Source organism: Tersicoccus phoenicis (assembly GCF_001968835.1).
In the GTDB taxonomy this organism is placed as follows: Bacteria; Actinomycetota; Actinomycetes; order Actinomycetales; family Micrococcaceae; genus Tersicoccus; species Tersicoccus phoenicis.
In genome coordinates this window covers 142,863-159,926 of the sequence record NZ_MRDE01000016.1, presented here as the reverse complement: position 1 = coordinate 159,926, position 17,064 = coordinate 142,863, and the positions used below count along the sequence as shown (strand labels likewise).

The 17,064-nt window shown below is 71.3% G+C and carries 12 protein-coding genes; 7 read left to right on the top strand and 5 right to left on the bottom strand.

Features of this window, described 5'->3' with window-relative positions; all coding sequences use genetic code 11:
- Positions 1 to 37: 37 nt before the first annotated feature.
- Positions 38 to 1,054 (bottom strand): D-2-hydroxyacid dehydrogenase, encoded by a 1,017-nt coding sequence (locus BKD30_RS03330; RefSeq protein WP_076701907.1) that lies wholly within the window; start codon positions 1,052 to 1,054, stop codon positions 38 to 40.
- A gap of 57 nt (positions 1,055 to 1,111) precedes the next feature.
- Between BKD30_RS03330 and BKD30_RS03325 the strand changes: the two genes are divergently transcribed.
- From BKD30_RS03325 to BKD30_RS03315, 3 genes are read left to right on the top strand one after another with little or no spacing between them, the layout of a single operon-like run.
- The gene (locus tag BKD30_RS03325; RefSeq protein WP_076701904.1) at positions 1,112 to 2,392 is read left to right on the top strand and encodes an aspartate aminotransferase family protein; all 1,281 of its coding nucleotides are present in this window, start codon (positions 1,112 to 1,114) and stop codon (positions 2,390 to 2,392) included.
- An 8-nt stretch (positions 2,393 to 2,400) separates the two neighbouring features.
- Complete coding sequence (locus BKD30_RS03320; RefSeq protein WP_076701901.1) at positions 2,401 to 5,427, top strand: FAD-binding and (Fe-S)-binding domain-containing protein; 3,027 nt, start codon at positions 2,401 to 2,403, stop codon at positions 5,425 to 5,427.
- Positions 5,424 to 6,914: an NAD-dependent succinate-semialdehyde dehydrogenase gene (locus tag BKD30_RS03315; RefSeq protein ID WP_076701898.1), complete on the top strand. Its 1,491-nt coding sequence runs from the start codon at positions 5,424 to 5,426 to the stop codon at positions 6,912 to 6,914. Before BKD30_RS03320 ends, BKD30_RS03315 begins: the two co-directional genes overlap by 4 nt.
- Positions 6,915 to 6,978: 64 nt before the next feature.
- On the opposite strand, the gene BKD30_RS03310 is transcribed toward BKD30_RS03315, so the two are convergent.
- Entirely contained in the window at positions 6,979 to 7,659 is a 681-nt protein-coding gene (locus BKD30_RS03310; protein ID WP_235861371.1) for a GntR family transcriptional regulator, read from the bottom strand.
- A 205-nt stretch (positions 7,660 to 7,864) separates the two neighbouring features.
- On the opposite strand from BKD30_RS03310, the gene BKD30_RS03305 reads away from it, so the two are divergent.
- Together BKD30_RS03305 and BKD30_RS03300 are read left to right on the top strand one after the other, a co-directional pair.
- The gene (locus BKD30_RS03305; protein WP_076701894.1) at positions 7,865 to 9,322 is read left to right on the top strand and encodes an amidase; all 1,458 of its coding nucleotides are present in this window, start codon (positions 7,865 to 7,867) and stop codon (positions 9,320 to 9,322) included.
- A gap of 81 nt (positions 9,323 to 9,403) precedes the next feature.
- Positions 9,404 to 10,792 carry an MFS transporter gene (locus BKD30_RS03300; protein WP_083955970.1) on the top strand — a complete coding sequence of 463 codons (1,389 nt, stop codon included), beginning with the start codon at positions 9,404 to 9,406 and terminating at the stop codon, positions 10,790 to 10,792.
- 95 nt (positions 10,793 to 10,887) lie between these two features.
- Here the strand turns inward: BKD30_RS03300 and BKD30_RS03295 are convergent, their stop codons facing one another.
- Genes BKD30_RS03295 through BKD30_RS03285 form a run of 3 tightly spaced genes read right to left on the bottom strand, consistent with a single transcriptional unit; the run spans position 10,888 to position 14,658 of the window.
- On the bottom strand, positions 10,888 to 12,060 hold the full coding sequence (locus BKD30_RS03295) for a M20 family metallopeptidase (protein ID WP_235861358.1): 1,173 nt from the start codon (positions 12,058 to 12,060) through the stop codon (positions 10,888 to 10,890).
- 38 nt (positions 12,061 to 12,098) lie between these two features.
- On the bottom strand, positions 12,099 to 13,391 hold the full coding sequence (locus BKD30_RS03290; RefSeq protein ID WP_083955969.1) for an aminotransferase-like domain-containing protein: 1,293 nt from the start codon (positions 13,389 to 13,391) through the stop codon (positions 12,099 to 12,101).
- Positions 13,392 to 13,398: 7 nt separating this feature from the next.
- The gene (locus BKD30_RS03285; RefSeq protein ID WP_076701887.1) at positions 13,399 to 14,658 is read right to left on the bottom strand and encodes a M24 family metallopeptidase; all 1,260 of its coding nucleotides are present in this window, start codon (positions 14,656 to 14,658) and stop codon (positions 13,399 to 13,401) included.
- Between the two features lie 146 nt (positions 14,659 to 14,804).
- Here BKD30_RS03285 and ald point away from each other — a divergent pair, with 146 nt between their 5' ends.
- Complete coding sequence (gene ald / locus BKD30_RS03280) at positions 14,805 to 15,941, top strand: alanine dehydrogenase (protein ID WP_076701884.1); 1,137 nt, start codon at positions 14,805 to 14,807, stop codon at positions 15,939 to 15,941.
- 4 nt (positions 15,942 to 15,945) lie between these two features.
- Positions 15,946 to 17,004 (top strand): glutathione S-transferase family protein, encoded by a 1,059-nt coding sequence (locus BKD30_RS03275; protein WP_076701881.1) that lies wholly within the window; start codon positions 15,946 to 15,948, stop codon positions 17,002 to 17,004.
- The last annotated feature ends 60 nt before the right edge of the window (positions 17,005 to 17,064 follow it).

Genomic DNA, 17,064 nt, shown 5'->3' with positions numbered 1-17,064 from the left:
CCCGGGGTCCCGCGCCGGGGTCCGGGGCCGGTGCGGATCAGCTGCTGCGTACGTAGCCGACCTGTTTGTCGACGACGTTGCGCAGGCCGGTGCCGGCGCACCACCGGAGGAGATTGTCCTCGAACTGCTGGGCGAGCGTGTCCCGCCACCCGACGACGTCCCCGCTCATGTGGGCCGAGACCTGCACGTTCTCGAGGCGCCAGAAGGGGTGGTCCGCCGGCAGCGGCTCCTCGGTGAAGACGTCCAGGGAGGCGGCGGCGATCGTACCGGTCCGCAGGGCCGTCACCAGGGCCGGTTCGTCCAGCAGGGCGCCACGCCCGACGTTGACCAGGTGGGCCGTCGGCTTCATCCGGGCCAACACCCGGGCGTCCACGAGCCCGCGGGTGGCCGCCGTCAGCGGCGCGATCAGCACCACGTGGTCGGCCCATCCGACGTGGTCGGCCAGTTCGGCGCTGGGCACCACGAGGCCGAGGTCGGGGTCGTCGTCGCGGCCGGTGCGGCCGGCGCCGCGGACCTCGATGCCGACCGCGCGCAGCAGTCGGGCGGTGGCTCGTCCGATTCCACCGGTCCCCACCACGAGGGCCCGTCGGCCCGCGCTGCGCTGCACCTCACGATGCCGCCAGACGGCTCGGTCCTGCAGCCGCCGGCTCTGGTGCAGCTGCTTGTCGTGAGCCAGGACCGAGGCCAGCACGAACTCGGCGATCGGCCCGTCGAACGCCCCCTGCGCGTTGGTCACCGTCACGCCCGAGTCCCGCAACCCGTCGAACAACAGCGAGTCGACGCCGGCCGCGGCCACGTGCACCCATTCCAGGGCGTCCGCGTGCACCCACGCGTCCCGCAGCGCGGTGGAGAAGAAGTCCCACACGAACAGGACGGAGGCGCCCGGCAGAGCGGCGGGAAGACCGGCGGCGTCGGTGAACACGAGCTCGGCGTGGCGTTCCAGCGCCGCGGTGTTGGTGGGCGGTGCCGTGCCCGGCGCGGTCAGGACGACCACCGTCGGCCGCCGGGCCGCGGAACCGTCGGGCGTGGTGGGGAACGGCGCGAACTCACTCACGTCATCACTGTACGCTTATTGTTGACAATCGGGCGATTCGACCGCAAGGATGACCGCATGACATCTCTGAGCCCCGTACTGAAGCAGGCGACCCCGGTGGTGGTGGACCACGCGCTCGGCAGCTGGATCCACGGCACCGACGGCCGGGCCTACCTCGACTTCACCACTGGCATCGGCGTCACCAGCACCGGCCACTGCCACCCCCGGGTCGTGGCGGCCGCTCGGGAGCAGATCGGAAAGGTCATCCACGCGCAGTTCACCACCGTCATGCACCCGCCCCTGCTGGAGTTGACGGAGAAACTCGGGGACGTGCTCCCCGCCGGACTCGACTCCGTCTTCTACGCCAACTCCGGCTCGGAGGCCGTCGAGGCCGCCATCCGCCTCGCCCGGATGGCCACGGCACGGCCCAACATCGTCGTCTTCCAGGGCGGTTTCCACGGCCGTACCGTGGCGGCCGCCTCCCTGACCACCGCCGGGACGAAGTTCTCCGCCGGCTTCGCACCGCTGATGGCCGGGGTGCACATGTCGGCGTTCCCCTACGCCTACCGGTACGGCTGGGACGAGGAGACGGCCGTCGCCTTCGCCCTGCAGGAACTCGACTACCTGCTCGAGACCCGCACGGCTCCCGCCGACACCGCGGCCTTCTTGATCGAGCCCGCGCTGGGCGACGGTGGCTACCTGCCCACGCCGCCGGCCTTCATGGAGGGGCTCCGCCAGCGGGCCGACCGGCACGGGATCGCGCTGATCTTCGACGAGGTGCAGGCCGGGGTGGGCCGCACCGGACGCTTCTGGGGCCACCAGCACTCCTCGGCCACGCCCGACATCCTCATCACCGCCAAGGGCATCGCCTCCGGGTTCCCGATCTCCGCGATCGCGGCGCCGACCGCAATGATGGCGAAGGCCTGGCCGGGGTCGCAGGGTGGCACCTATGGGGGCAACGCGGTCTCCGCCGCGGCCGCCGTCGCCACCCTCGACGTGATCGAGGAGGAGGACCTGGTGGAGAACTCCCGGGTCCGCGGCGATCAGCTCCAGGCGGGACTGAAAGAGATCCAGGCCCGCTTCCCGGCGATCGGCGACGTCCGCGGGCTCGGCCTGATGCAGGGCATCGAGTTCACCGCGGCCGACGGAACCCCGGACGCCGCGACTGCGACCGCCGTGCAGCAGGGCACGACCAGCCAGGGTCTGCTCACCCTGACCTGCGGTCCCGCGGGCAACGTGGTGCGGCTGATCCCCGCGCTCGTCGTCACCCAGGAGGAGATCGCCACGGGACTGGAGCGATTCGAGGCCGCGGTGGCCGCCGTCAGCGGTGCCGTCCCCGCGGGCACCACGGGCGCCTGAGCGCACCCGTGAGCCACGTCCAGACGCCACCCGGCAGGGCGGCCACCGAACGTGTCGACGGCGCACTGCTGGGCCGACTCCGCGAGTTGGGGGTCGACGCCGACGCGTCGTCCCGCCGGCTGGCCGAGTACGCCTATGACGCGTCCAACTATCGGGTGTCACCGGTGGCCGTCGTCTTCCCGCGCAACGTGGACGAGGTGGTGGCCACGGTGCGGGCGTGCCGGGAAACCGGCACGCCGCTGACCGCGCGCGGCGGGGGCACCTCCATGGCCGGCAACGCGATCGGCCCCGGCGTGGTACTGGACTTCTCCCGGCATCTGAACCGGATCCGCGGAGTCGACGAGGCCGCCGGCACGGTGGACGTCGACCCCGGCGTCGTGCTGGCGGACCTCACTCGGCGGGTGGAGGAGGTGACGGACGGCCGGGCGACGTTCGCCCCCGACCCCTCGTCGAAGACGCGCGCCACGGTGGGCGGGTCGATCGGCAACGACGCGTGCGGCAACCACTCTGTACGCTACGGGCGGACCTCGGACCACGTGCAGGAGATCGATGTCGTCACCGTGGACGGGGCGCGCCTCACCGCGCACCGCACCGGGCTGCGGGCGACCGACCCGGACGACCGTGTCTCCATCGCCCGCGCCGCGGAGCTGACCACATCGCTGCGCCGGCTCGCCCAGGACAATCTGGCCACCTTCCGCCTCGAGCTCGGTCGGATCCAGCGGCAGGTCTCCGGCTATCACCTGGAGCATCTGCTGCCGGAGCGGGAGTTCGACGTGGCACGCGCCCTGGTGGGTTCGGAGGGCACGTGCGCCGTCGTCGTGGGCGCGCGGATGACGCTCGTGCCCAAGCCGGCCACCGCCCTGCTGGTCTGCCTCGGCTACGACGACATCGTCGACGCCGCCCGGGATGTCACCACCATCCTCGAGTTCTCCCCGGCGGCCGTGGAGGGCACCGACGAGGCGATCGTCGAGACGATGCGGTTCCGGCGTGGGCCGGACTCGGTGCTGGGGCTGCCCGCCGGGCACGCGTGGCTGTTCGTCGACCTGGACGGGGACGACGCTGCCGCGGTCGCCGCGGAGGCGGACCGGCTGCTCGTCCGGCTGGCCACCGACGGTCGGCTGGTGGAGGGCCGCGCGGTGCCGGACCTCGGACACCGGGCCTCCCTGTGGCGCGTGCGGGAGGACGGCGCCGGGCTCTCCTCCCGGCTCGCGGGCGGTGGCGAGTCCTGGCCGGGCTGGGAGGACTCGGCGGTCAGCCCCAACCGACTTGCCGACTACCTCGGGGACCTGCGCCTGCTGCTGGCCGAGCACGGCCTGACCGGCGTGATGTACGGGCACTTCGGTGCCGGCTGCCTGCACATCCGGATCACCTACGACCTGCGTACCGAGCAGGGCCGCACCGTGTTCCGCGCGTTCACCCGGGCCGCGGCCCGCCTGGTGGTCCGCCACGGCGGCTCCCTGTCCGGCGAACACGGCGACGGGCGCGCCCGGTCCGAACTGCTCCCGCTGATGTACTCCGCCGATCTGCTCGCCGCCTTCCAGCACTACCGCCGGCTATGGGACCCGGTCGGCATCCTCAACCTGGGATCGATGACCGAGCCCGACGCGTTCGACGCGCACCTGGCGCTCGAGGGCGTCCCGGCGCGCGATTGGCGCACGAGCTTCGACCTGCGGGCGGTCGGTGCCGGAAGCGAGCCGACGGAAGCGACCGCCTCCGCGCCCGACCCGTGGGTGCACGCCGTCCAGGGGTGCATCGGTGTCGGCCGGTGCCGCGCCGACACCGGCGGCGTGATGTGCCCGAGCTACCGAGCGACCCGCGACGAGAAGGACTCCACCCGCGGCCGAGCCCGCGTGCTCCAGGACATGGTCCGCGGAGCTCGCACGACGGGTGACGGGTGGCGCTCCCCGGAGGTCCGCGAGGCGCTGGACCTGTGCCTGTCCTGCAAGGCATGCGCCACCGACTGTCCGGCCGGCGTCGACATGGCCACGTACAAGGCCGAGTTCTTCGACCACTACTACCGGCGCCGGCTCCGCCCGGCCTCGCACTTCTCCCTCGGCTGGTTGCCCCGTTGGCTGGTGCTCACCGGCCGGGTCGCCCCGCTCGTCAACGCGGTGCTGGCCACGCCGCTGGGGAAGCTGGCCGCCGTCGCCGGCGGGTTGACCACAAAACGCCGCCTGCCCCGGTTCGCCCCCGCGGACGCGTGGTGCCGGGAGGTGGCGGCGGCCGGGGTGTCGCCCGCGGGCGCGCACGGTGACCGGGACGCCGGCGCGGTCCTGTTCATCGACACCTTCACCCGCGGCTTCCGCCCGGAGGTGGCCGGTGCGGCCGCCCGCGTGCTCGCCGGAGCGGGCGAGCCCGTAACCTGCGCCGCCGACGCCTGCTGCGGGCTGACCTGGATCTCCACCGGGCAGCTGGACACCGCACGGAAGCGCCTGGCGAAGGCGGCCGCTGCTCTCGACGACGGCACGAACCGGCCGATCGTCGTCGTCGAGCCCAGTTGCGCGGCGGCCCTGCACACGGATCTGCCCGAGCTCGTGCCCACCGAACAGGCCCGTCGCGTTGCCGCCCGGGTCCGCAGCTTCGCCACCCACGTGGCCGAGCGCGCGGCGACCGGTTGGACCCCGGCACCGGGTCGACCCGTACCCGAGCGGGTGGTGCTGCAGACCCACTGCCACGAGTACTCGGCGTTCGGGGCCGGCCCGCAGCGCGCCGCCCTGACCGCCGCGGGCGTGCAGCAGATCCACGATGCCACTGGGTGCTGCGGAGTGGCCGGCAACTTCGGATTCGAGGCACAGCACCACGAGATCAGCATGCAGGTCGCGGAGAATGCTCTCGCTCCCGCCCTCCGGGAGTCCGGTCCCGGCGCGGTAGTGCTCACCGACGGCTTCTCCTGCGCCCGGCAGATCGAGCAGCTCGATTCCACGCGGTCCGGGCGGCACCTGGCGCAGATTCTCGATCCCGGTGCACCGGTGCACGCCGGTGCGGCCACCCCGATCAGCGATGACCCCACGAACGGAAACGAGGACACCCCATGACCGCTCCCACCGGCACCGCCCGCACGTCCGACCGCGCCCGCCAGGTGATCGATGGCGTCCACACCGGTGTCTTCATCGACGGCCAGTGGAGCGAGGCCGCCTCCGGCGCTCGCTTCGACGTGGTCAACCCCGCCACCGAAGAGGTCATCGCCACCGTCGCCGACGGCGGACCCGAGGACGCCAGGCGCGCCATCGAGACCGCCGGCCGCGTCCAGGCGCAGTGGGCCCGCACCGCGCCCCGGGAACGCAGCGAGATCCTGCGCCGCGCCTACGACGCGATCATGGAACGGCAGAACGACCTGGCCCTGATCATGACCACCGAGATGGGCAAGCCCCTCGCGGAGGCGAAGGGCGAGGTGGCCTACGCCGCGGAGTTCTTCCGGTGGTTCTCCGAGGAAGCCGTGCGGATCGGCGGCGACCAGACCAGCACCGGTGACGGGAAGACCCGCGTGCTTGTGTCCCGCGAACCGGTCGGGCCCTGCGTCCTGGTCACCCCGTGGAACTTCCCGCTGGCCATGGGCACCCGCAAGATCGGTCCCGCCCTCGCCGCCGGCTGCACCATCGTCTTCAAACCCTCCAACCTCACCCCGCTGTCCTCCCTCGCCCTGGTCGACATCCTGGTCGAGGCGGGGCTGCCGGACGGGGTGCTCAACGTCGTGACCACCACGGACCCCTCCGCCGTGGTCAGCCCCTGGATGTCCAGCGGCATCGCCCGCAAGATCAGCTTCACCGGCTCCACCGCCGTCGGCGTGCGTCTGCTCGAGCAGGCCGCCGAGCATGTGATGCGGTCCTCGATGGAGCTCGGCGGCAACGCTCCCTTCATCGTCTTCGAGGACGCCGACCTGGACCGGGCCGTCGACGGGGCGGTCGCGGCCAAGATGCGCAACATGGGGGAAGCCTGCACCGCCGCGAACCGGCTGTTCGTGCACCGGTCCATCGCCGACGACTTCGCCCAGCGGCTGGCGGCACGGCTGGGTGACCTGGCCGTGGGCGACGGGGCCGAGGACGGCACGGACGTGGGGCCGCTGGTCGAACCCAAGGCGCTGACCAAGGTTCAGGAACTCGTCGATGACGCCGTCTCCCGTGGTGCCACCGTCGTCTGCGGGGGATCGCGCCCGGACCGACCGGGGTACTTCTACAGGCCGACCGTGCTCTCCGGCGTCGACCCTGGGTCGGAGTTGATGGACCAGGAGATCTTCGGCCCCGTCGCCCCGGTGATCCCCTTCGACACGGAGGAGGACGTTCTCCGGATGGCCAACGACACGCCGTGGGGGCTGGTCGGCTACCTCTTCACGCAGGACGTGGACCGTAGCTTTCGCGTCGGGGAGCGCCTGGAAGTGGGGATGGTCGGCCTGAACACGGGCATCGTCTCCAACCCCGCCGCCCCGTTCGGCGGAGTCAAGGCGTCGGGCATCGGCCGGGAGGGCGGCCGCGTGGGCATCGACGAGTTCCTCGAGTACAAGTACCTGGCGGTGCCGCGGGTCTGACGCGCGGGTTCGTGCCCAGCTGCGGCAGCCGACGGTACGCCGTCGGCGCCCAGCCGCGGCCGGTCTACGCCTGGGCGGCCGAGCCGGCGAGGCGGTCGAGCGCGTCCTCCATGTGGGCCTTCAGCAGGCGGTCCGCGCGTTCGAGGTCCGCGTCGCTTATGGCCTCGGCGATGGCCCGGTGTTCCTCCGTGCGCACGGAATGGGAGCTGTAGCGGTCCTCCAGGGCCGTGATGCACATCCGCGTCTCCACCATCAGGGTGGCGTGCATACGCACGAGCCGGGGGCTGCCCGCGAGGGAGACCAGCAGGGCGTGGAAATCGATGTCCGCCTCGGTCAGGGCGTTCGCGTCGTCGCGGTCCGCCGCCGCGGCCATGCGCTGCACCACCGCGAGCAGCTGCGGCGCGGCTGCGGCCGGGTCCAGCTGGACCAGGCGGGTCGCGGCGGCCCGCTCCACAGCGGTCCGCGCGAGATACATGTCTCGCATGTCGTCGTCGGTGACCTCCGCGACGAAGACACCACGATTGCGGATGCTCACGAGCAGGGCTTCCTGCGTCAGCCGCTGCATCGCTTCCCGCAGCGGCCCTCGGCTCACGCCGAGGCTCCGGCTCAGCTCCGTCTCGTTCAGCTGTTGTCCCGGGGCCAGTTCCCCCCGGCCGATCGCCCGGCGCAACTGGCGGGCGATCAGTGCGGGCGTCGTCTCCTGGACGACGGGTTCCAGCAGCTTGGTCTGCGGATGGGATGGCACGGTTCCTCCAGCGGCGAGCCCATGACGGTGCGGTCATGCGATTGTTCACGATCATACCGGCGCGTCGGACCGGAGAATCGACCGCATCGCCGTACCCGCGAGCACCAGCGCCCGTTGTCTCGGGCGGGCATACGTCCTAGGCTGAATGTCGACAATCCTACAAGCGACGTCGCAGGGCGACCTCGCAGGCTGAGCGAGGAGAGCGATGTCGAGCGACCTGGTGGATCTGACGGCCGTGGAGCTGATCGAGGGTTATCGCCGGGGTGACTTCTCGCCGGTGGACGCTACCCGCGCCGCCCTGCAGGCGATCGAGGACCGGGACGGCCCGGTCAATGCCTTCGTCCGCGTCGAGGCCGATGCGGCGTTGACCGCCGCCCGGGCAGCCGAGACCCGGTGGTGCGCCGGGTCCCCCCTCGGGCCCGGCGACGGCATCCCCACCTCCGTCAAGGACATCTTCTACACCCGCGGCTGGCCGACCCTGCGCGGGACGCGCCTCATCGAGGAGAACCAGCCCTGGAACGAGGACGCGCCGTGCGTGGCCCGGCTTCGCGAGACCGGGGCCGTGCTCCTGGGCAAGACCACGACGCCGGAGTTCGCCTGGAAGGGCGTGACCGACTCACTGCGCCACGGCTCGACCGGCAACCCGTACGACCCCCGTCTGACCTCGGGCGGTTCCAGCGGCGGAAGCGCTACCGCCGTGGCGCTCGGCATGGGCCCGTGGTCGGTGGGCACTGACGGCGGCGGCTCGGTCCGGATCCCGGCCGCGTTCACCGGCACGGTGGCGATCAAACCGACCTTCGGGTTCGTCCCCATGTACCCGGCCAGCCCGTTCGGCACCCTGGCCCACGCCGGGCCGATGACCCGTACCGTGGCCGACGCGGCACTGCTGCTCGACGTCATCACGGGATTCGACTCCCGCGACTGGTCAGCTCTGCCCACGCCTCGCGAGTCCTTCCAGGACGGGCTCGACGACGGTGTCGCCGGCCTCCGGGTGGCCTATTCCCCGACCCTCGGCTTCGGCCACAACGACCCCGAGGTGGACGCGCTGGTCCGCGCCGCCGCAGCGACGCTCGAGGAGCTCGGCGCCGTCGTCGACGAGGTGGACCCAGGGTTCTCCGACCCGGTCGAGGCCTTCCACGTCCTGTGGTTCGCCGGCGCCGCCAAGGTCCTGGACAGCTACGCACCCGACGCCATCGAACGGGTGGACCCCGGTCTGCGCCGGTCGATCGAGAGTCTGGGCCCGATCAGCGCGTCCGACTTCCTCGATGCGACGGCGGTCCGGATGGACCTGGGCGTCACCATGGGTCGCTTCCATCAGACGTACGACGTGCTGGTCACCCCCACGCTGCCCATTCCTGCCTTCCAGCGTGGCGACGACGTCCCGGAGGGGTGGGGATCCCCCGACTGGACCAGCTGGACCCCCTACACCTACCCCTTCAACATGACGCAGCAGCCCGCGGTGAGCGTTCCGTGCGGCTTCACCGCTGCCGGACTACCGGCCGCTCTCCAGGTGGTCGGCCCCCGGCACGCGGACCGCACCGTGCTGCGGGCGGCCCGCGCGTACGAGCGGGCGGCGGCCTGGGGGACCGAGCGCCCGGCCCGGACCGACTCGGTTCCATCGCATGGCGGTTCCCTGGGACAAATCAAATCGTCAGATCGTTGACGATAGACGAACGACCCTCTACGTTGTAGTGCAGGTTGCGCGCCGCCGACCGGGCACCGCGCCCTTGTCCAGGGAGGACTCATGAATTCCGCGAACGACCCCGGCCCCCCGGCGGCCCACGCCCATCCCGACCAGGATCGAGCAACCACCCTCCCGGTGCCGGATGCGAGCACCGTGCGGCGTGCTGTGGCGGCCTCGGCCATCGGCAACGCGACGGAGTGGTTCGACTACGGCGTGTACGGCGTCTCCGTCGCCTACATCACGTACAACTTCTTTCCGGGAGAGGGCGGAACGCTGCTCGCCCTGAGCACCTTCGCGCTCTCCTTCCTGGTCCGGCCGCTCGGTGGACTGTTCTGGGGACCGCTCGGTGACCGTTTGGGGCGCAAACGGGTGCTTGCTCTGACGATCATTCTGATGGCGGCCGCGACATTCTGTCTCGGTCTCATTCCCAACGTCCAGACCATCGGGGTGGCGGCACCGATCCTGCTCGTGCTGCTACGTATGGTGCAGGGCTTCTCGACGGGCGGCGAGTACGGCGGTGCCGCGACGTTCATGGCCGAGTACGCGCCGGACAAGAAGCGCGGGTTCCTGGGCAGTTTCCTCGAGTTCGGCACACTCGCCGGGTTCGCCCTGGGCTCGCTGATCGTGCTGCTCGCCGGACTGGCGATCGGTGAAGCCGGCATGATGGAGTGGGGCTGGCGCATTCCATTCCTGTTGGCCGGGCCGCTCGGACTGATCGGACTGTACCTGCGGACCAGACTGGCGGATTCGCCGGTGTTCCGGGAGCTGGAGGAGATCGGTCACGCCGAGTCGTCGGCCGGCACGGCTTTGAAGGATCTGTTCCGGCTGTACTGGCGTCCCATGCTCACAATGGCCGGCTTGGTGATCGCCCTGAACGTGGTCAATTACACGTTGCTGAGCTACATGCCCACCTATCTCGAAGGCCAGACCGGCATGGACGCGCAGACCGTACTGACCATCATGTTCTTGGCGCAGTTCGCCATGATGCTCGTGATCCCCTTCGCGGGAGCACTCTCCGACCGGCTCGGCCGCAAGCCGATGTGGTATCTCTCGCTGATCGGTCTCATCGTCTTGGCCGTGCCGATGTACCTGCTGATGGCCAATGGCTTCTGGTGGGCGCTGCTCGGTTTCGCGGTGCTGGGTCTGCTGTACATCCCGCAGCTGGCCACCATCTCCGCGACCTTCCCCGCCATGTTCCCGACCCAGGTCCGCTTCGCCGGATTCGCCATCACCTATAACGTCGCGACGGCACTCTTCGGTGGCACCGCTCCCCTGGCCAACCAGGCGCTGATCGACGCCACCGCCAACCCGTTGATCCCGGCGTTCTACATGATGGGTGCCTGCGTGATCGGTCTGATCGCCGTGTCGACGATGCGTGAGACGGTCGGCGCGTCGCTGCGGGGCACCGCGATCCCGGAGACCGGCAAGATGCCGGTGATCAGCCGCTAGCTGAGTGGGAGCAGCGCGACGAAGGGCCGGCGAGAGCGAGTCACTTCTCGCCGGCCCTTCGCGCAGCCACGTCCCGAGAATTGGTGGTGTGGGCGTCAGACGGCGAGCAGACGCAAGGCGCTCAGGGCGTAGGCGCGCGCCGCAAGCATCAACTCGTCGATGCCGACGGACTCGTCGACCTGGTGTGCCTGGTCGTTGAGCCCACCCGGGCCCATCACGACCGTCGGGACGGCGTGATCGCGAGCGATGAAGCCGCCGTCGCATGCGGCGGTCCAGCCGCCGATGGAGGCGGGACCGTCGACGGCGTCGACGGCGTCGTGCACGGCGGCGGCGAGCGGGTGGGCCGGGTCCGTGCGGAAGCCGGGCATCGCCATGGTGACCTCGACCATCAGGTGAATGCCGTCTCCCGTGATGCCGGCCACCTCGGCGGCCTCGACCAGGTCGGCGGCGATCCGCTGCGGATCCTCGTCGGGCATCAGTCGCCGGTCGAGCCAGAGCCGACACGACGGGGCGACCACGGAGGTGCCGCGGCCGCCCTCGATCCGCCCGACATTCCACGTGCCGGCGCCGAGCAGGGGGTCCAGGTCGTGCTGCATCCGGTCGTGGTCGCCGCGGACCAGATCGAGCAGGCGCGCAGCCGCGTCGATCGCGTTGCGGCCGTCGGCCGGGCGGCCGGAATGGGCGGCCACCCCGCTGATCTCGACCTCGAGGTAGGCATCGCCGCGGCAGCCCACGACCGTCTGCAGGTCGGTGGGCTCGGCGACGATACAGCCCCGAAAGGGACGGCCGAGCCCGCGGGTGGTCAGGGCCCGGATGCCCAGGCCGAGGTCCTCCTCATCAACGGTGCAGGCGAGTCGGACGGGACCGGCCAGCGGCGCGTCGGCGCGCCGCAACGCCGCCATGGCCACCAGCACTGCGGCCAGGCCGCCCTTCATGTCGGTGGATCCCCGTCCGTACAGGCGGCCGTCCTCGACCGTCGATCGGAACGGTTCCCGGGTCCATCCGGGCCCGGCGGGTACGACGTCGGAGTGGCCGAGGAACAGCAGGCCGGGTCCGTGACCGATGGCGCCACCCGGCTCGAGGTCGACGTCCACGTTCGGACGGCCGGGCGCGACGTGCTCCAGACGTGCGGTCAGGCCCCGCTTCCGGGCGGCGGCGGCCAGCACCTCGGCGGTGTTCTGCTCGCTGCCGCCCGGGTTCTCACCGCCGGCGTCCACCAGGGCACGGGTCAGGGCCACGAGATCGTCCCGGTCCAGGAACTCGAGCACCGCCAGCTCGGCGGCTGTCGGAGGCGCGACCGCCCCGCTCAGCGGTCGACCTCCACGCGAGCGCGGTCCAGGGCGCGGGCCAGACGCTCGACGCCGACCTCCGTGCGCTCCGGGGACGTCGAGGCGAAACAGAGGCGGAAGGCGTCCTGGAACCGACCGGACGGGGAGAGGGCGGGCCCCGGGATGAAGGCCACACCCTCGGCGAGGGCGATCTCGAACAGTCGCGGCGTCGGGACCCGCGCGTCCTCACCCTGGAGGGTGACCCACAGGAAGAAGCCGCCGTCGGGGTCGGTCGTCGTCACGCGACCACCCAGGTGCCGGGCGATCGCGGCGTCCATCGCCTCCTTGCGCGTCCGGTACTCCTGCCGCAGGCCGGCCAGGTGCTGGTCGTAACCGCCCTGGCTGACGAAGCGCTCCACGAGATGCTGGTTCGGCACGTTGGTGCACGTGTCCATGGCCTGCTTCGCCGCGATCAGCAGCGGGCGCAGCCGGGCGTCCGCGTCGACCCAGCCGACGCGCAGTCCGGGGGCGAGCTCCTTGGAGAAGGTGCGCACCGAGAACACCAGCGGGTCGTCCGGACTGATCTCGCGGAAGCCGCGGACGTGCTCACCGGCGAAGCGCAACGCGCCGTACGGGTCGTCGTCGATGATCATGGCGCCCCAGCGGTGCGCCAGTTCCAGCAAGCGCGTACGGCGGCGCAGGCTCAGGGTGGTCCCCGAGGGGTTCTGGAAGTTCGGGATCGTGTAGATCACCTTCGGGGTCCGGCCGGTTTCCCCGACCAGCGTCTCGAGCGCGTCGACGTTCATGCCGTCCTCGTCGACCGGCACCTCGAGCAGGTCAGCGCCGTAGCTCAGCGCGGTGGCGGAGCCGTTCGTGTAGGTGGGGGACTCGACCACCACGAGATCACCCGGGTCGACGAAGAGCTTGAACGCCAGGTCCAGGCCCTGCATCCCGCCCGACGTGACGACCAGGCGCTCCGCCCGCGTGGGCTCGGGCGTGGTGGACCGGTGCGCGACGATCGCGTCGATCAGCGCCGGTTCGCCTTCGGTCGCTCCGTAGGTGAAGGAGGAGGCGTCGAGCACCTCGGCGGCGATGCGGCGAAGCTGAGCAGTCGGGATCGCCTCCGCCGCGGGGGCGCCCATCGCGAACCGGACGATGTCGTGCTGCTGCGCTGCGAGCAGGGACGTGGAGGAGTCGATGACGGATCCCACGAGCCCGTCGGCCCGGCCGGCGAGCGGTAGGCGCCCGTCGGCCGGATCGCCGGCGATTCCCCTGGTGGGTTTACGGGCGAGGCTCTCGAGGGTGGTCAGCGGACTGGTGGTCGTGGTCATGAATCGCTCACTTCCGGATGAGGGCGCGCGGGAACGACGTGAACGCCTCGGCCCCGTTCGCGCCGATGCGGATGGTCTCGGACAGCTCGTAGCCGTACCCCGTCATCCACATGCCGCAGATGACGTGGAAGGTCATGTTCTCCGCCAGCACGGTCTCGTCCTCGGATCGGATGCTGATGGTTCGCTCGCCCCAGTCCGGTGGGTAGCCGATGCCGACCGAGTAGCCGAGCCGGCTGTGCTTCTCCAGCCCGTACTCCGCGAGCCGCCAGTTCCAGGCGCGGGAGAGGTCGCGGACCAGCACGCCCGGCGCGGCGGTGTCGAGCACCGCCCGCAGACCCGCCGCCACCGCCTCCTCCAGCCGCAGCAGGTCATCGGACGGGGTGCCGAGCACGACGGTGCGGGCGAGTGGGACGTGATAGCGACGGTGCACGCCGGTCAGCTCGACGACGACGGCGTCACCCTCGCGCAGCACGCGGTCGGACCAGGTCAGGTGAGGGGTGTCGGCCGAAGCACCGGTCGGAAGCATGGGCACGATGGCGGGGAAGTCGCCCCACGCGCCGTCGACGCCTTCCACCTGGGCGGCGGCGATCCGTGCCGCCACCCGGTACTGCGGCACGCCGGGTTCGATGGCATCGATCGCCGCCTGCATGGCCGCGGTGGTGACGCGGGCGGCCGTGCGCAGGTACCGGATCTCGGCATCGGACTTGACCGCCCGGACCCAGTTGACCAGTTCGAAGCAGTCGACCAGCGTCCATTCCGGCAGGGCGTTGACCAGGGACCGGTAGCCCTTCGGCGAGAAGAAGTGCGCGTCCATCTCCAGGCCCACGCACGGCCCGGCGGAGGCGATCAGGCCGCGGCGGCGCAGGGCGAACGCGACCCAGTCGAACGGGTGCAGGTGCGGCCGGTGTACGTATCGTTCGGGATAGCCGATGATCTGTGCGGGCGGCAGCCAGGCGGTGCGAAAGGCCCCGTTCGCGTCCATCTCGCGCAGGAACAGCAGCAGGTCGCCCTCGGCGGGGACGAACAGCATCTGAGGCGTGTAGAAGGACCAGGCGTCGTAGCCGGTCAGGTAGAAGAGGTTGGCGGGGTCCGTCACGATCAGGGCACCGAGACCCTGGAACGCCATTCGCCGGCGAACCGCGGCCAGACGGCGGTCGTACTCGTCGCGGGAGAACAATGCCGGTCGGACGTCCTGATCCGGGGTGGACGAGCTGGGTCGGGCTGGGGCATCCGGGGCGGCCGAGGGTCCCAGGCGCGGGGTGGTCATGCTTCATCATCGAATCAGCCCTGCCTATTGTCAACAATAGACGCGTCGCGGTACGGTCGGCACGTCTCATCCCCGGGAGGCGCCGTCGTCGTCGCCTCCCGCAGCGAACCCGTGGTCACGTCCGCGGTGAGGAGGAATCGCAGGTCATGCGCGTTGGAGTGCCGGCAGAGATCAAATCGGCGGAGCGGCGGGTGGGCCTGACGCCGTCGGGTGCGGCCCGGCTCGTCCGGGAGGGACACCAGGTCGTCGTCGAATCGGGGGCCGGCCGGCATTCCGGGTTCGACGACGACGCCTACCGCACGGCGGGCGCCCGGCTCGCCGACCGCGACGCCGTCTGGGAACAGGCCGACCTCCTGGTGAAAGTGAAGGAGCCGGTTGCCGAGGAGTACAGATTCCTGCGCCGCGATCTCACGCTGTTCGCCTACCTCCACCTGGCCGCCGACCGGCCCCTCACGCAGGCCCTGCTGGACGCCGGTACGACGGCTATCGCCTTCGAGACCGTACGGGACGGTCGCACCCTGCCGTTGCTGCAGCCGATGTCCGAGATCGCAGGCCGGCTCGCGGCACAGGCCGGTGCCCATCACCTGCAGGCGAGCGCGGGCGGCCCAGGCATGCTGATCGGCGGGGTGCCCGGCGTCGCAGCAGCAAAGGTCGTCGTGATCGGCGGCGGGGCGGTCGGCACCCAGGCGGCTCTCGTCGCGTCCGGCATGATGGCCGACGTGACGGTGCTGGACGCCAGCGGCCCGCGAGTGCGCGAGCTGACCGACCTGCTCGGTCACCGCACACGGGTGCTGATGAGTGACGACGACGAAGTCGCGCGGCAGATCGCCGACGCGGACATCGTGATCGGCGCGGTCCTCGTCCCCGGTGCCGCAGCCCCGAAACTCGTGCGCCGCGAGCACCTGCGGACACTGCCGGCCCACGCACTGCTGGTCGACGTCGCCATCGACCAGGGCGGCTGCTTCGAGACGTCCCGCCCGACCACCTGGGACGACCCCACCTTCGACGTGGACGGGATCACTCACTACTGCGTGGCCAACATGCCCGGTACGGTGCCCCGAACGGCGACACGCGCCCTCGCCAACGCCACCACTGCCTACGTGGTTCGCTTGACGAACGGCGTGGACCGGGCGCTGGGCGACGATCCCGGGTTCGCTGCCGGCCTGAACGTGGCCGACGGTGCCATCGTCCATCCCGGCGTCGCCCGCGCCTTCCCCGATCTGCCGGCAGCGGGTGACGCGGCACCGGCGCGGATCGATCGGCCGGGCGTCCTCCTAGACTGACGGCATGAACACGCAGAGCGAGCAGCGGGCCCCCGAGTCGGCCGACGCGTACAGCACCGAGGGTTCCTACGTGCACGAGGGCGAGGAGTACACGCGGGACACCGCCTACATCGAGGACCGGATCACCCGGGACGGGCGGGACGGCTGGCCCGTCGAGGCCGGCCGGTACCGGTTGGTCGCCGCGCGGGCGTGCCCGTGGGCCAACCGGTCGATCATCGTCCGCCGGCTGCTGGGGCTGGAGGACGCCATCTCGCTCGGCCTGCCCGGTCCCACGCACGACGCGCGGTCGTGGACGTTCGACCTGGACCCGGGCGGGAAGGACCCCGTGCTGGGCATCGAGCGCCTGCAGCAGGCCTTCTTCGCGCGGTTCCCCGACTACCCGCGCGGCATCACCGTTCCCGCGATCGTCGACGTGCCCAGCGGCGGCGTCGTCACCAACGACTTCGCCCAGATCACCCTGGACTTCTCCACCGAATGGGTCGATCATCATCGCCCCGGCGCCCCCGCGCTGTACCCCGAGGATCTGCGGGAGGAGATCGACACCGTCAACCGGCGCGTGTACACCGAGGTGAACAACGGCGTCTACCGGTGCGGGTTCGCCGGCAGCCAGCAGGCCTACGAAGCGGCGTACGACCGGCTGTTCACCGCCGTGGACTGGCTCGAGGAGCGACTGCGGACGCAGCGCTACTTCGTCGGCGACACCATCACCGAGGCCGACGTGCGCCTGTTCACCACGTTGGTCCGCTTCGACGCCGTCTACCACGGCCACTTCAAGTGCAACCGGTCCAAACTCTCCGAGCTGCCCGTGCTCTCCGCCTACGCCCGCGACCTGTTCCAGACGCCCGGGTTCGGCGACACCGTCGACTTCGTCCAGATCAAGCGGCACTACTACATCGTGCACAAGGACCTGAACCCGACCCAGATCGTGCCCGTCGGTCCCGACACCGCCTTCTGGCGCACCGAGCACGGGCGCGAGCGGCTCGGCGGCTCCCCCTTCGGCGCGGGCACCGCCCCCGGTCCGGTGCGCCCGGGCGAGGAGGTCGCACCCGGGCACGGAGCCTGACGCGGCCGCAGCGGACCCGCCCGCTCACGTGGGCAGTTGAAGCTTGAACTTCGTGGCATC